The organism is Delftia sp. Lp-1, assembly GCF_020523835.1.
Taxonomy (GTDB): domain Bacteria; phylum Pseudomonadota; class Gammaproteobacteria; order Burkholderiales; family Burkholderiaceae_C; genus Comamonas; species Comamonas acidovorans.
The window spans coordinates 294,109-307,166 of the sequence record NZ_JAJALJ010000001.1 but is presented as its reverse complement, the minus strand read 5'-3'; the positions used below and the strand labels follow the sequence as shown (position 1 = coordinate 307,166).

The 13,058-nt window shown below is 70.0% G+C and carries 13 protein-coding genes; 5 read left to right on the top strand and 8 right to left on the bottom strand.

The window, feature by feature from the left end; all coding sequences use genetic code 11:
• Positions 1–2: 2 nt before the first annotated feature.
• The 4 genes from LGR64_RS01345 to LGR64_RS01330 are packed head-to-tail and all read right to left on the bottom strand — an operon-like array spanning position 3 to position 3,185.
• Positions 3–761, bottom strand: coding sequence for a LamB/YcsF family protein (locus tag LGR64_RS01345; RefSeq protein WP_034397115.1), 759 nt, complete (start codon positions 759–761; stop codon positions 3–5).
• A gap of 34 nt (positions 762–795) precedes the next feature.
• Complete coding sequence (gene pcp, locus LGR64_RS01340) at positions 796–1,464, bottom strand: pyroglutamyl-peptidase I (protein WP_034397116.1); 669 nt, start codon at positions 1,462–1,464, stop codon at positions 796–798.
• Positions 1,465–1,480: 16 nt separating this feature from the next.
• Positions 1,481–2,434 carry a DUF979 domain-containing protein gene (locus tag LGR64_RS01335; RefSeq protein WP_096914045.1) on the bottom strand — a complete coding sequence of 318 codons (954 nt, stop codon included), beginning with the start codon at positions 2,432–2,434 and terminating at the stop codon, positions 1,481–1,483.
• A gap of 1 nt (position 2,435) precedes the next feature.
• Entirely contained in the window at positions 2,436–3,185 is a 750-nt protein-coding gene (locus LGR64_RS01330) for a DUF969 domain-containing protein (RefSeq protein WP_016448769.1), read from the bottom strand.
• Between the two features lie 403 nt (positions 3,186–3,588).
• Here LGR64_RS01330 and LGR64_RS01325 point away from each other — a divergent pair, with 403 nt between their 5' ends.
• From LGR64_RS01325 to LGR64_RS01310, 4 genes are all read left to right on the top strand, one after another.
• Positions 3,589–4,755, top strand: a complete 1,167-nt coding sequence (locus LGR64_RS01325; protein WP_230354902.1) for an ABC transporter substrate-binding protein — start codon at positions 3,589–3,591, stop codon at positions 4,753–4,755.
• A gap of 82 nt (positions 4,756–4,837) precedes the next feature.
• The gene (locus LGR64_RS01320; RefSeq protein WP_230354901.1) at positions 4,838–5,875 is read left to right on the top strand and encodes a tripartite tricarboxylate transporter substrate binding protein; all 1,038 of its coding nucleotides are present in this window, start codon (positions 4,838–4,840) and stop codon (positions 5,873–5,875) included.
• Entirely contained in the window at positions 5,876–6,931 is a 1,056-nt protein-coding gene (locus tag LGR64_RS01315; RefSeq protein WP_230354900.1) for a threonine aldolase family protein, read from the top strand.
• A 71-nt stretch (positions 6,932–7,002) separates the two neighbouring features.
• Positions 7,003–7,677 (top strand): GntR family transcriptional regulator, encoded by a 675-nt coding sequence (locus LGR64_RS01310; RefSeq protein ID WP_012207532.1) that lies wholly within the window; start codon positions 7,003–7,005, stop codon positions 7,675–7,677.
• Between the two features lie 192 nt (positions 7,678–7,869).
• Here LGR64_RS01310 and LGR64_RS01305 read toward each other — a convergent pair whose 3' ends face one another.
• From LGR64_RS01305 to LGR64_RS01295, 3 genes are all read right to left on the bottom strand, one after another.
• The gene (locus LGR64_RS01305; protein ID WP_230354899.1) at positions 7,870–8,334 is read right to left on the bottom strand and encodes a DoxX family protein; all 465 of its coding nucleotides are present in this window, start codon (positions 8,332–8,334) and stop codon (positions 7,870–7,872) included.
• Positions 8,321–8,680: a DUF4148 domain-containing protein gene (locus LGR64_RS01300; RefSeq protein ID WP_012207534.1), complete on the bottom strand. Its 360-nt coding sequence runs from the start codon at positions 8,678–8,680 to the stop codon at positions 8,321–8,323. Before LGR64_RS01300 ends, LGR64_RS01305 begins: the two co-directional genes overlap by 14 nt.
• A 150-nt stretch (positions 8,681–8,830) precedes the next feature.
• Positions 8,831–10,492: an adenylate/guanylate cyclase domain-containing protein gene (locus LGR64_RS01295; RefSeq protein WP_230354898.1), complete on the bottom strand. Its 1,662-nt coding sequence runs from the start codon at positions 10,490–10,492 to the stop codon at positions 8,831–8,833.
• 126 nt (positions 10,493–10,618) lie between these two features.
• On the opposite strand from LGR64_RS01295, the gene LGR64_RS01290 reads away from it, so the two are divergent.
• Complete coding sequence (locus LGR64_RS01290; RefSeq protein WP_013800613.1) at positions 10,619–11,326, top strand: Crp/Fnr family transcriptional regulator; 708 nt, start codon at positions 10,619–10,621, stop codon at positions 11,324–11,326.
• Here LGR64_RS01290 and LGR64_RS01285 read toward each other — a convergent pair.
• On the bottom strand, positions 11,323–12,948 hold the full coding sequence (locus LGR64_RS01285) for an ABC-F family ATP-binding cassette domain-containing protein (protein ID WP_230354897.1): 1,626 nt from the start codon (positions 12,946–12,948) through the stop codon (positions 11,323–11,325). The genes LGR64_RS01290 and LGR64_RS01285 overlap by 4 nt on opposite strands.
• Between the last annotated feature and the right edge of the window lie 110 nt (positions 12,949–13,058).

Sequence of the window (13,058 nt, the reverse complement as noted above, 5' to 3'; positions counted from 1 at the left end):
CCTCAGCCCACGAAGGAGGAAATGCGCACGCCCTCCTGCTCGAAACGTTCGCGCAGGTGGCGTGCAATGGCCACGGCACCGGGGCTGTCGCCGTGCACGCAGATGGAGTCGGCGGCAATGCGCACCAGGCTGCCATCGACGGCCTCGACCACGCCGTCGCGCACCAGGGACAGCATGCGCGCGGCGATCTGGTCCACATCGTGCAGCACGGCGCCCGGATCGCGGCGCGAAACCAGGGTGCCCTCGGGCGTGTAGCCGCGGTCGGCAAAGGCCTCGGCCACCACGGTCAGGCCCGCATCGCGCGCCCAGTCGATCAGCGGCGAGCCGGCCAGCGCCACCAGCACCAGGCTGGGGTCGATGGCTCGCATGGCCGTGATCACGTCGGTGGCCTGGCGCCTGTCGTGGGCGATGGTGTTGTAGAGCGCGCCGTGCGGCTTGACGTAGCGCACCTCGGTGCCGGCCACGCGGGCCAGGCCCTGCAGCGCACCGATCTGGTAGATGACGCCGGCCACCAGGTCGGCGCTGGCCACATCCATGTTGCGCCGGCCGAAGCCGACGAGGTCGGGATAGGACACATGGGCGCCGACGATGGCGCCGCGCGCGCGGGCGGCCTTGAGCGTCTCCAGGATGCCTGCCGGATCGCCGGCATGGAATCCGCAGGCCACGTTGGCGCTGCTGACGATATCGAGCATGGCGGCATCGTCTCCCATGCGCCATCCACCCAGGCTCTCGCCAAGATCACTGTTCAGGTCAATTTTCATCGTTCTCTCCTCGCCGGACTCGGTGCACAGGCTCTCAGTGCAGCTGGCCGGCGTTTTCCTTCAGATCCTGGGTCACGGTCAGGGCCGTGCGAATGGTCTCGCGCACGGCAGCCACCTGGTCGGCCAGGCACATGCTGGGCATGCCCGGCTTGCGCGCTGCCTGCTCGGGCAGGGCCGGCACGTGGATGAAGCCGCCACGCGCGCCCGGCGCCGCCTTGCCCTGGGCCAGCCAGTGCATGAGCGCGAAAAAGACGTGGTTGCAGACAAAGGTGCCCGCCGTGTTGGACACGGAAGACGGAATGCCGCGCGCGCGCAGGTTGTGCACCACGGCCTTGATGGGCAGCGTGGAAAAGTACGCGGCGGGCGCGCCCGGGATCACCACCTGGTCCACGGGCTGGCGCGCCGCATGGTCGGGAATGCGGGCATCGTCGATATTGATGGCCACGCGCTCGGGCGTGAACTCGCTGCGGCCGCCGGCCAGGCCCAGGCTGATGACCAGCACCGGCTGCAGCTGCGCCAGCGCCTCCTGCAGCTGGCGCAGCGATTCGCCGAACACGCAGCGCAGCTGCAGGCCGTGGACGGTGGCGCCCTCCACGATCTCGCCATGCAGGGCACGCGCCACTTCCCACGAGGGATTGACAGGGTCCTGCTCGAACGGCTCGAAGCCGGTCACCAGGATGCGCGGGGAAGTGGAATCGGTCATGGCAACAGTCCGTCCTTTAACGGAACATCAGGAAATACATGAGGAAGACGTTGGCCGTCAGCAGGGCCAGGGCCGTGGGCACCTGGGCGCGGATCACGGCATTCTTGTCGATCTCCAGCAGCGCGGCGGGCACCAGGTTGAAGTTGGCCGCCATGGGCGTCAGCAGGGTGCCGCAGTAGCCCGAGAGCATGCCGATGGCCGCCATCACGGCCGGGTCGCCATGGTAGACGCCCACCAGGATAGGCACGCCCACGCCGCCCGTCATCACCGGGAAGGCCGCGAAGCCATTGCCCATGACCACCGTGAACAGCGCCATGCCGAGCACGTAGACGGCCACAGCCACGAAGCGGATGTCCATGTTGATATAGGTGGTGGTCACATAGGCCACGGCCTTGCCCACGCCGGCGTCCGAGAACACCAGGCCCAGCATGCCCAGCATCTGGGGCAGCACCAGGGCCCAGCCCAGCGCATCGGTCAGGCGGCGCGATTCGCGCATGCCCTGGGCCGGCGTCTCGCGGGTCAGCCAGCAGGCCAGGCCCAGCGCCAGCACGCAGCCCACGCCCAAGCTCACCAGCGTGGTGGCCTTGGGGTCCAGCAGGGGCGTGCCACCAAAGACCAGGTGCGAGGCGCTGAGCGTGCCGATCATGGTGATCAGCGGAATCGCCAGGGCCGGCACGAACAGCTTGTTGCCCAGGCGCTTGGCGCTGGCCAGGTATTCGGCATCGCTGCGCGGCGCATGGCGGCCACTGCCCACGCCGCCGAAGCCGGCGATCAGCGCCATGGCCACGGCGATCACGCCCACCACCATGGGGGGCAGCTCATGGCCCACCAGGAAGACCGCCGCATACAGCGCCCAGAACAGGCCGCTGGACCAGCGCTTGGGATTGCTGGCATCGCGCAGCGTCATCACGGCCGTGACGGCCAGGACGAAGCCGACCAGGTAGTACAGGTGTTGGATGGTCAGCGTCATTTCAGGCTCCCTTGGCTTGGGTGGCGTTGGCGTTGGCTGCGTCGGCTGCGACGCCCGCCTTGTACTGGGCCAGCTCGCGCTCGAGCATGCGGTCCAGGCGGCCCAGGCGCCAGGCGTGGATCACGAAGGCGCAGATGGCCGTGGGAATGCCCCACAGCGCCACGTGGATGGGCTCGACCTCGATGCCGGCTTCCTTCAGGAAGGTGGTCATCAGCACGATGGCGCCGAAGGCCACGAAGATGTCCTCGCCGAAGAACAGGCCCACGTTGTCCGTGGCGGCCGAGTAGGCGCGCAGCTTGTCGCGCACCTTGGCGGGCAGGATGCCGAAGCGCGACTGGGTCGCACCTTCGGCCATGGGCGCCAGCAGCGGGCGCACCATCTGCGGATGCCCGCCCAGGCTGGTCAGGCCCACGGCGGCCGTCAGCTGGCGTGCGGCCAGGTAGACGATGAGCAGGCGGCCTGCAGTGGCCGACTTGATGGAGCTGATCCAGTTCTGCGCGTGCTGGCGCAGGCCATGGCGCTCCAGCAGGCCGATCACGGCCAGCGGCAGCAGGATGATCAGCGGCAGGTTGCGCGTCTTGATGAAGCCCGTGCCAATGGTGGCCAGCACCTTGTCGACGGGGAAGCCCGCCGCCAGTGCCGTGCCGATGGCCGTGACGATCACGACCAGCATGGGATTGAAGCGCAGCACGAAGCCCGCAACGATGATGGCCACTCCGATAAGCGGCCAGAGATTGACGTCAGTCAGCATGTTGATTCCCCCTTCACACCCCGCGGTGCGGGGCGGCCGTCAAGCCGCCCCGCAGGCCCAACCCGGTGGCGTGGAGTGCGCTGCCAACCTGGTTTTGTTCAACAAAACAAAGAATTTGTCTTACAGAAACGAATTGTGAATAAGACAATCAGCGCATGCTGATAGTACAAACCCGCATATCGTTGCCCAAGGATTGAGCACGCACGGGGTTTTCAAATGTTAAAAACTATCGGATATTGAACATCCATAGAATGCATGAACACAACAATGCCCCTGCCCCGGTATCGCCTGTGACGAGGCCGCCTCCTACAATGGGCCGCCCTCCCGGCCTGCGGCGCACGCGTGGCAGTCGGCGTGAATGGCACCTTCCTGCTCCCATCCCTTTTGTCCGAGCTCTGAATCCATGCAACGCCGTCAACTTGTTTCCCTGCTTCCCCATGCTGCAGCCATCGCAGCGGTTCCCGCGCTGGCGCCGGCCTTCGTGCGCAATGCCTTCGCCGATGAGGCAGGCCTGTCCGCCAAGACCATCACCATCGGCTGCTCGGCCGCCATGAGCGGCCCGCTGGCCGGGTTCGGCTCCGACATCAAGCTGGGCACGGAAGCGGCCATGGCGCAGATCAACGCACGGGGCGGCATCCAGGGCCGCACGCTGCAGCTGCAGATGGTTGACGACGGCTACGTGCCCCAGCGCTCGGCCGACAACGTGCGGCAGATGCTCTCCAAGGGCACGGCCTTTGCCCTGCTGTCCTGCGTGGGCACGCCCAACAACGCCGCCGTCATCCCGCTGATCGAGGAAGCCGGCGTTCCCTATGTAGCGCCCTTCACGGGCGCCTCGTCGCTGCGCAAGGGATCGCGCAACGTCTTCCATGTGCGCGCCAGCTACACCACCGAGGTCCGACGCCTGGTCCAGCGCCTTGCGGGCATGGGGCTCAAGGGCATTGGCATCGTCTACCTGGACAACGCCTACGGCCGCGAAATGCTGGAGGACGCCACGCGTGCCCTGGAGGCCGAGAAGATGGCCCCCGCCGTGCAGGCGGCCATCGCCACCGATGGCAAGAATCTGGCCGATGTGTTGAACAAAGTGGACGCGGCCCACCCCTCGGCCGTGCTGCTGGCCACGGCTGGCACGGTGTCGGTCGATCTGGTGCGCGGCCTGCGCAAGAGCGCGCCCGGCGTGCTGCTCACCGGCCTGAGCGTGACCCTGCCCAACGACAGCCTCAAGCCGCTGGGCGAGGACGCCCGGGGCATTGCCCTGACCATGGTCGTTCCCGCGCCGCACCAGGCCAAGCTGCAGGTGGTGCGCGACTACCAGGCCGCCATGCGCGCCCACGGGCAGCAGGAGTTCTCGCTGGGCACGCTGGAAGCCTATGTGAACACACGCGTGCTGGCCGAGGGCCTGGAACGCGCAGGCCGCGACCCCAGCCAGGCCAAGCTGCGCTCGGCGCTGGCCGGCATCCGCAACTGGGACATGGGCGGCTTCGTCATCGACTACAGCGGCCAGGCGCCCCATGTCGGCTCCAGCTTCATCGACCTGGGCGTGCTGGGCAATGCGGGGCGCTTCATCGGTTGATGAAGGCGGGTGGCTTGCGGGCCAGGCCGCTGGCGGATCGGCCCATCGTTTCTTCCTGTCGCTGCACCAAGGAGCCTTCGCCATGCCTGCCGAACGTCACCCACTTCCGCACCCCGCCTTGCACCCTGCCTTGCACCCTGCTGCACATCCCGCTTCCCACCGGGGCCTGCAGCGCCGCCTGCTCATCCTGGCAGCGGCTGCCCTGCCCGGTCTTGCGCCGGCGCAGAAATGGCCTGCACAGCCCGTGCGCATCGTCGTGCCCTACACGGCCGGAGGCGGCTCGGACAACATCGCCCGCGCGCTGGGCACGGAGCTGTCGCGCGAACTGGGCCAGCCCGTGGTCGTGGACAACAAGCCCGGCGCCTCGGCCATGCTGGGCGCCGAGCTGGTGGCACGCGCCGCGCCCGACGGCTACACGCTGCTCCTGGCCGACATGCCGCACACCATCACGCCCAGTCTCTACAAGACACCGTACGACGCGCTCAAGGACTTCACGCCCGTGGCCCTGATCGGCTCCTCGCCGCTGGTACTGGCCGTCAACCCCAAGCTCAAGGCGCAGAGCGTGAAGGAATACATTGCGATGGCCAGGGCACGGCCCGGCCAGATCAACTTCGCCTCGGGCGGCACGGGCACGGCCACGCATCTGGCAGGCGAGCTGTTCAAGCAGCAGACGGACACCTTCATCACCCACATTCCCTACAAGGGCTCGGGCCAGGCCGTCGCCGACGTGGTGGCCGGCCATACCGAGAGCATGTTCTCCTCGGCCCCCACCGTGATCCCCCATATCAAAAGCGGCGCGCTGCGCGCCCTGGCCACCACGGGTGCCCAGCGCTCGCCGGCCCTGCCCCAGGTGCCCACGATGGCCGAAAGCGGCGTGCGCGGCCTGACCGTGCTGCACTGGTTCGGCCTGCTGGCGCCTGCCCGGTTGCCCCCCGGCATACAGACCGCGCTGCACGATGCCGTGGCCCGCGCCATGGCCACGCCCGCGCTCCAGGCCAAGCTGCAGTCCCTGGGGCTGGAATTGACGCCCCGCACTCCGGCGGAGTTCGGGGCCCAGATGGAGACCGACGCCGCACGCTGGGCCCGCGTCATCAAGGAACGCAACATCAAGGCGGACTGAATGCCCTCCCTGCACCATCACCACGACGCCGTTGACCTGCGCAGCGACACCGTCACGCGCCCCACGCCGCAGATGCTCGAAGCCATGGCCTGCGCCCCGCTGGGCGACGACGGCCTGGACGGCGACCCGACGGTGCGTGCGCTGGAAGAGACGGCGGCCCAGCGCTTTGGCAAGGCCGCAGGCCTGTTCGTGGCCAGCGGCACCATGGGCAACCTCGTGGCCGTGCTCGCTCATGGCCGCATGCCCGGCGAGGTGCTGGCCGAGGCCGGCAGCCATCTGCTGAACGCCGAGCGCGCAGCCGCAGGCCTGACCGGCATGCACTACCGCAGCCTGCCCGGCGACGGCGGCCTGATCGCCCTGCCCGCGCTGGAGGCGGCGCTGGACACCTCGGCATCCGCGCGCTGCCCCAGCGCCCTCGTGGCCGTGGAGAACACCCACAACGCACGGGGCGGCAGCGTCGCGGCGCCCGAGTCGCTGGCGGCCCTGCGTGCCCTGGCCGCCCGCCATGGCGTGCCCGTGCATACCGATGGCGCGCGCCTGTTCAATGCCGCCGTGGCACTGGGCCTGTCCTGCCGCGAGATCGCCGCGCACACGGACTCGGTCACCGTCTGCCTGTCCAAGGGCCTGTCGGCTCCGGTGGGCTCGGTGCTCATGGGCCCGGCCAACTTCATCACGCGGGCGCGCGGCATACGGCGCATGCTGGGCGGCACCATGCGCCAGGCCGGCGTGATCGCGGCGGCGGGCCTGGTGGCGCTGGAGCACATGGTCGATCGCCTGGCCGAGGACCACGCACGCGCCCGCCGCCTGCACCAGGGCCTGCGCGCCATCCACCCGGCATGGTGCGCGGCCGAATTGCCGCAGACCAACATCGTGCAGGTGCGCGTGGGCACCAGCGCGGCCGAGGCGCGCCTTTGGGAGGCACGCCTGGCCGAAGCCGGCGTGCTGGTGCGCACGGGCAGCGCGGGCCTGCTTCGCCTGGTCACGCACCGCCACATTGACGACGAGGCCGTGGACAGCACCCTGCAGACCTTCACGCGGCTGCACCACGACAACTGAGCACCACGCGAGGCCGGCAGGAGTGCCGGCCCTGGCTACACTGCCCATCGACCCTTGCATCCCCCATCACCATGACCCGCAGCACCGATATCCTCAACCTGACCGACCGCGTGACCGAGCAGCTGCGCAGCAAGCTCATCGATGGTGCCTGGGAGCCCGGGCAAAAGCTGTCGGAGGCCTCACTCAGCGAAAGCCTGCAGATCTCGCGCAACACGCTGCGCGAGGCCTTCCGGCTGCTGACCAAGGAGGGGCTGCTGGTGCACGAGCCCAACAAGGGCGTGTCGGTGGCGGCGCCCAGCATCGCCTCCATCATCGACATCTACCGCGTGCGCCGCATGGTGGAGTGCCAGGCGCTGGCCCAGGCCTATCCCATGCACCCGGCTCGCAGCCTGATGCGCGAAGCCGTGGAGGCGGCACAGCGCCACCGCGAGGCCCAGGACTGGTCGGGCGTGGGCACGGCCAACATGAGTTTCCACAAGGCCGTGGTGCAGCTGGCCGACAGCGAGCGCCTGGACACCATGTTCGAGCACCTGCTGGCCGAGCTGCGGCTGGCCTTCGGCCTGCTGCGTGACCCGCACTTCCTGCATGCCCCCTATGTGGACATGAATGCGCGCATCCTGCAGCAATTCGAGGACGGCAAGCCCGCCGAGGCCGCTGCCGCGCTCAATGACTACCTGGTGCATTCGGAGCGGCTGATCCTCGCCGCCTACGCCCGCCGCCTGGCTGAGAAGGGCATCAAAGTGTGAAAACAATAGACACCCCCTGAGGCGCTTACGCGCCTTCCCCCTCTCTACTCGCTTCGCGAGGGAGGGGGACGACACCCTCGGGGCGGGGCGGCGCGGCCGGCGTAGGCCCTTCCTCGGTGTCCCTGGCTTTTCGGGCGCGCCGGTTTCATGGGCTATGGGTAACGCACAGCGCCAGGGATCACTGGCTCGTGCTCAACGCGAGGCCTTGCGCCGTGCGTCCAGGCTCCAGCGCGCCACGGGCGCCACGGGCGCCAGCATCAGTTGCACGAATCCCCCGGCGATGGCCAGGTTCTTCAGGAACTGCACCAGCTGGCCCTTGTCGCCGAACTGGTTGTGGAACATCAGCGCCGACATGACGCTGAACACGGCCATCACGGCCGCGGCCTCGCGGGTGCGCCAGCCCAGCAGCAGGGCCGTGGCCACGCCCAGCTCCACCACCAGCGCCATGGCATACGACAGCATGGGCAGCGGCAGGCCCGCCTTGGCGATATAGGCCATGGTGCCCTCCGGCCCCATCAGCTTGCCGATGCCGCTGTAGATGAACAGCAGGCTCAGCAGCACCCGGGCCAGCAGCGGTGCGAAGTCGGCCCAGGGCGATGCTGCGGCGTGGGCAGCGCGATGCGTGGCGGCGCGCGTCATCGCATCAGCCCGGGACACGGCCGGAACCCTGGCCTTCGGCCGCCTTCACCGAGCCGCCCAGGCGCTGTACTTCGGCCAGGTACTCGGGGCCGCTGCGCATGCGCTGGTACTGGGCCAGGCGCTGCTGGTAGTCGGCATCCCAGTGGTTCACGTCGGACTCGCGGTAGACGTTGAGGCCGGCGCGGTTCCACAGGGCCAGGTCGGCCTGAACCTCGGCGCGCGACAGCGCGGGGCCGGAGGCGACGGGCTCGGCGCCGAACCAGGTTTCTGCAGATACCGTGGCGGCCGGTGCGGCCGAGGCCATGCCCGACCACAAGGCGGAGGAAAGGGAAACGATGGCGAAGAGGGTCTTTGCGTGCTTCATGGCGAATCCTTTGTCAAATCCTGCAGCGCGTGATTGCGTTCTGCATGGCTGCAGTCTCGTCTTCGCCCGCCTGCACGTCAGTGCCTAAACGCACAGCTTTGCGCAAACTCTCCGGTTCCCGCGCTCACTGTCCACGCCCACCATCCACACTCAGGGCCACTGCAGGCCGGGCCGCGCCACATGCAGGGCCTGCAAGGGCTCGGAGCGCCCGCGCACCTGCACCTGCCGGACTTCGCCCAGGCCGTCGGCAACGCCCGCGCGGCGCGCCACCTCCAGCGACAGCACCAGCCGCGCCTGGGCGCTCTTGGTGTATTCCTGCAGGCGGCTGGCCGTGTTGACCACCTCGCCCACGGCCGTGAAGGTGGTGGTGTGCTCGAAGCCCACGCGCCCCACGGCGGCGCGCCCCGCATGCAGGCCCATGCCGAAATCCACCGGCTGGCCGAACTGCGCCTCGAAGGTGTGGCTCCATTCCTGCATGCGCCGGTCGATGAGGGCGCTGGCCTGCACGGCCTGGCGGCAGGCCGTGTCCAGGTCGGTGTCCAGGCCGAAGATGGCCATCACGCTGTCGCCGATGAACTGGTTGGCCATGCCGCCGCTGTCGTGCACGGCCTGGCCCACGCGCTCGAAATACTGGTCCAGAACCCAGGACAGATCCACGGGCCATTGCCGCTCGGCCAGGCCCGACCAGCGGCGCAGGTCCACGAACAGGATGGCCACCGCGCGCACTTCGCGGACCTCGCGCTGCTCATCACCCCGCCCGGACTGGGCGGCTGCCGGCGAGCGGAACAGCGGCGCCACCTGCACATCGCCCGTGGGCCGCAGCTGGCAGGCCAGCCGCACGTCCTGCGGCGCGCCCACTCGCTCCAGCGTGAGGCGCTCGTCCCGCCCCGGCGCGGGCAGGTGGGTGGCCGAGCCGGACACGCGCACCCGGCAGGTGGAGCAACGCGCCCTGCCGCCGCACAGCGACAAATGGGCAATGCCATGCTCGCGGCTGGCTTCGAGCACGCTCATGCCCTGGGCCACCTGCACGGTGCGGCCCGGATAGTGCAGCAGCACCTGGCGGGCGCCGCGCAGGCGCATGCGCCGCCACAGCCAGGGGCCGGCCAGCAGCGCGGCCAGGCAGGCCAGCCAGCCCTGGCGCAGCCCGGTCGTCAGCGCGCGCAGCCACTGCGATGCCTCGGGCGAGGGGCCGGCCGGCGCTGGCAGGCCGGCCGCCGCGATCTCGCGCGCCATGGAGACGATGCCCAGCGCCGCCAGCACGGGCAGCAGCACGGCGGCCGTGAGCAGCAGCGGCTGCCAGCGCCGCCACCAGCCGCGCACACGCAGGGCCATGTGCAGGCCCATGCAGCCATGGGTCCAGGCGGCCGTCATCAGCAGCAGCTGGATGGCCATGCTGGATGGATTCCAGGAAGAACGCACGATGCGCGCATATGAGGGGTCCACGCCCCAGGCCTCCTGCGCCAGCCGCGTGGCCGGCACGTGCAGGGCCAGCAGCAGCGGCAGGCCCAGTCCCAGCAGCAGCCGCACGGCTTCCAGCGCCGGCATGCGCAGGCTGCGCCGCCGCGCCAGCGCCTGCAGCGCCAGCCCCATGTGCGCGGCCAGCGCGCCGTAGAGCAGCAGGCTGCCGGGCAGGGATCGCCACACGCCGTGGACCAGCTCGCGCACGGCCTCGGCCGTGCCCAGCGAGACCAGGCCCAGGGCGTGATTGAACAGGTGCAGCGCCGCATAGGTCCACAGCACCAGGCCGGTGGACCAGTGGAGGCTGCGCAGGGACGGCAGAGCCGGCAAAGCCGGATGAGGGACACGGGCCATGGAAAGCGATGATGCGCCCGACGGCGGAAGAAGACAGGAGAAGACCGCAAGAACGGCAGCTTGAAGGAACTTAGGCCGGGCCTGGCCGATCCAGAATCTTTGTACCTTACGCCCGCTATTGGTTCCATGGCCCACCCCACCCAGCCCTCCAGTTTCGCCCTGCGCGGCATCGCCCTGTTCGAGGGCCTGGGCAGCGCCAGCCTGGACCGCATCGCCGCCGACTGCGAATGGCGCCCGCTGCAGGCCCGCCAGCCCGTGTTCAGCCGCTGCTCCACGGGCAGCGACGTGTTCTTCCTGGTCAGCGGGCGCGTGCGCATCACCACCTATTCGCCGGGCGGGCGCGAGGTCAGCTTCCGCGACTACGGGCCCGGCGAGCACTTCGGAGACCTGGCGGCCATTGACGGCCAGGCCCGCTCCACCGATGTGGTCACCCTGGAATCCTCGCTGCTGGCCAGCCTCTCGCGCCAGGACTTCCTGGCCCTGCTGGCGCGCGAGCCCGCCGTTGCCCTGCGCATGATGGAGGGCCTGGCCGGCCTGGTGCGGCGGCTGACCGACCGCGTCATGGAGCTGAGCACCCTGGGCGTGCCCACGCGCCTGCACATGGAGCTGCTGCGCCTGGCCCGGGAGGCGGGCGTCTCGCCCGAGCACACGGCCCTCATCAGCCCCGTGCCTTCGCACTCGGTGCTGGCCAGCAAGATCAGCACCAACCGCGAGCAGGTCACGCGCGAGCTGGGCGCCCTCACCCGGCGCGGCCTGCTGCGCAAGGAGGGGCGCCAGGCGCTGCTGGTGACCGATGTGCGCGCACTGCAGGCGCTGATAGCGCAGGAAAGCTAGGCGGACTCCATTCGCCAGCCCTGCGGCGACCACACCAGGCGGTCGGTCAGCCCGATGGCCTGCAGAAAATCCTCGTCATGCGAGACCACGACCAGCGTGCCGGCGTAGCCGCGCAGCATGACCTCCAGCGCCTGCAGGGAAGGCAGGTCCAGGTGGTTGCAGGGCTCGTCCAGCAGGAGCAGGGGCGCGGGCGGCTCGGCATGCAGCGCGCAGGCCAGGGCGGCCTTGAGCTGCTCGCCGCCGCTGAGCCGGCCCGCGGGCTGCTCCACCTGCCGGGCCGCCAGCCCGAGCCAGGCCAGGCGCGTGCGCAACACATCCACGGGGGTGCCGGGGCAGGCGTCCTGCAACTGCTCCATCACCGTGCGTCCGGGCTGCAACAGGGACAGGCGCTGGTCCAGGTAGGCACAGGCCTGCATGCGGCGCACCTCGCCCGCCTGGGGCGCAAGGCGGCCCGACAGCACATCCAGCAGGCGCGTCTTGCCGCAGCCGTTGGGGCCGGCCACGGCCAGGCGCTGGCCGCCGTACAGAGACAGGTTCAGGCGCGGCCCCGTGGACAACGAAAACGGCAGCAGCACATCGTCCAGCAGCGCCACCACGTCGCAGGGAGCGCCGGCCGGTGGCGGCGCCTGCATGCGGATGCCGACCTGCAGGTCGATCTGGCGCGCCGCCTCGCGCACGCGCTGGTCCAGCGCCTCGCGCGTGTCTGCATGCTGGCGGCGCAGCCGGCCGGCCGACGCCTCGCTGCGCTCCTTTTGCCGGTCCAGCAGAATGCGCGCCTGGTTGGCCTCCTGGCCCTGGCGGCGGCCGCGCGCCTCGCGGCGCTGCTGGCGCTCCTGCTGCTCGCGCAGCTGCTGCGTTTCGCGGCGGCGCTCCAGCTTGCGCTGCTCCAGCAGTTGCACCGCCGAGGCCATCTCGCGCGCCTTGGCTTCGGCATAGAAGGCGTAGCCGCCGCCGTAGCTGCGAAGCCCCTGCGGCGACAGCTCCACGATGCGTTCCATGCCCTGCAGCAGACTGCGGTCATGGCTGACCACGACCAGGCCACCGGGCCAGCGCTGCAGTTGCGCGGCCAGGGCCTGGCGGCTTTCGCGGTCCAGGTGGTTGCTGGGCTCGTCCAGCACCAGATGGTCGGCGACCGACAGCAGCGCGCCCGCCAGGGCCACGCGCATGGCCTCGCCGCCGCTGAGGGCGTGGCCCGGCGTGTCGGCGCGCAGATGGCCCAGGCCCGCCAGCTCCAGCTGGGCCTGCAGGCGCTGGCGCAGATCCCAGCGGTCGGCCAGCCGCTCGAAGTCCCGGGCATCGCAGCTGCCGCCCTCGATGCGCGCCAGCGCCTCCAGCGCGGGCTGCAGCCCGGCCAGCGCCGCCACCGAAGGCTGGTCATGCCAGTCCGTGCGCTGGGCCAGGTACAGCACCTGCCCCGAGCGCAGGCAGCGGCCCTGCGAGGGCGCATCCAGCCCGGCCAGGATGCGCGCCAGCCGCGACTTGCCCACGCCGTTGCGCCCCACCAGGCCGGTGCGGCGGTGATCAAGGGTTTCGGAAAGATCGGAGAAAAGGGGGCTGCCGTCGGGCAGCACGCAGGAAACGCCGTCGAGCGTGATCGTGGTATTCGTCATATCGCAGTTCATGGATGCCAACGCAGTTCCTTGCCGCTTTGCATGCATTGCGCGTGCGGTGGGCAGGGTCGGGAAAAGCGGGCCGCTGGGACAGCGGCAGCATCAATGGCGCATGGGACGAA

What these genes read in the sequence shown, in the direction of transcription:
- LGR64_RS01345 (WP_034397115.1), bottom strand. Translation starts at nt 761, where the DNA reads ATGAAAATTGACCTGAACAGTGATCTTGGCGAGAGCCTGGGTGGATGG.
- pcp (WP_034397116.1), bottom strand. Translation starts at nt 1,464, where the DNA reads ATGACCGATTCCACTTCCCCGCGCATCCTGGTGACCGGCTTCGAGCCG.
- LGR64_RS01335 (WP_096914045.1), bottom strand. Translation starts at nt 2,434, where the DNA reads ATGACGCTGACCATCCAACACCTGTACTACCTGGTCGGCTTCGTCCTG.
- LGR64_RS01330 (WP_016448769.1), bottom strand. Translation starts at nt 3,185, where the DNA reads ATGCTGACTGACGTCAATCTCTGGCCGCTTATCGGAGTGGCCATCATC.
- LGR64_RS01325 (WP_230354902.1), top strand. Translation starts at nt 3,589, where the DNA reads ATGCAACGCCGTCAACTTGTTTCCCTGCTTCCCCATGCTGCAGCCATC.
- LGR64_RS01320 (WP_230354901.1), top strand. Translation starts at nt 4,838, where the DNA reads ATGCCTGCCGAACGTCACCCACTTCCGCACCCCGCCTTGCACCCTGCC.
- LGR64_RS01315 (WP_230354900.1), top strand. Translation starts at nt 5,876, where the DNA reads ATGCCCTCCCTGCACCATCACCACGACGCCGTTGACCTGCGCAGCGAC.
- LGR64_RS01310 (WP_012207532.1), top strand. Translation starts at nt 7,003, where the DNA reads ATGACCCGCAGCACCGATATCCTCAACCTGACCGACCGCGTGACCGAG.
- LGR64_RS01300 (WP_012207534.1), bottom strand. Translation starts at nt 8,680, where the DNA reads ATGAAGCACGCAAAGACCCTCTTCGCCATCGTTTCCCTTTCCTCCGCC.
- LGR64_RS01295 (WP_230354898.1), bottom strand. Translation starts at nt 10,492, where the DNA reads ATGGCCCGTGTCCCTCATCCGGCTTTGCCGGCTCTGCCGTCCCTGCGC.
- LGR64_RS01290 (WP_013800613.1), top strand. Translation starts at nt 10,619, where the DNA reads ATGGCCCACCCCACCCAGCCCTCCAGTTTCGCCCTGCGCGGCATCGCC.
- LGR64_RS01285 (WP_230354897.1), bottom strand. Translation starts at nt 12,948, where the DNA reads ATGAACTGCGATATGACGAATACCACGATCACGCTCGACGGCGTTTCC.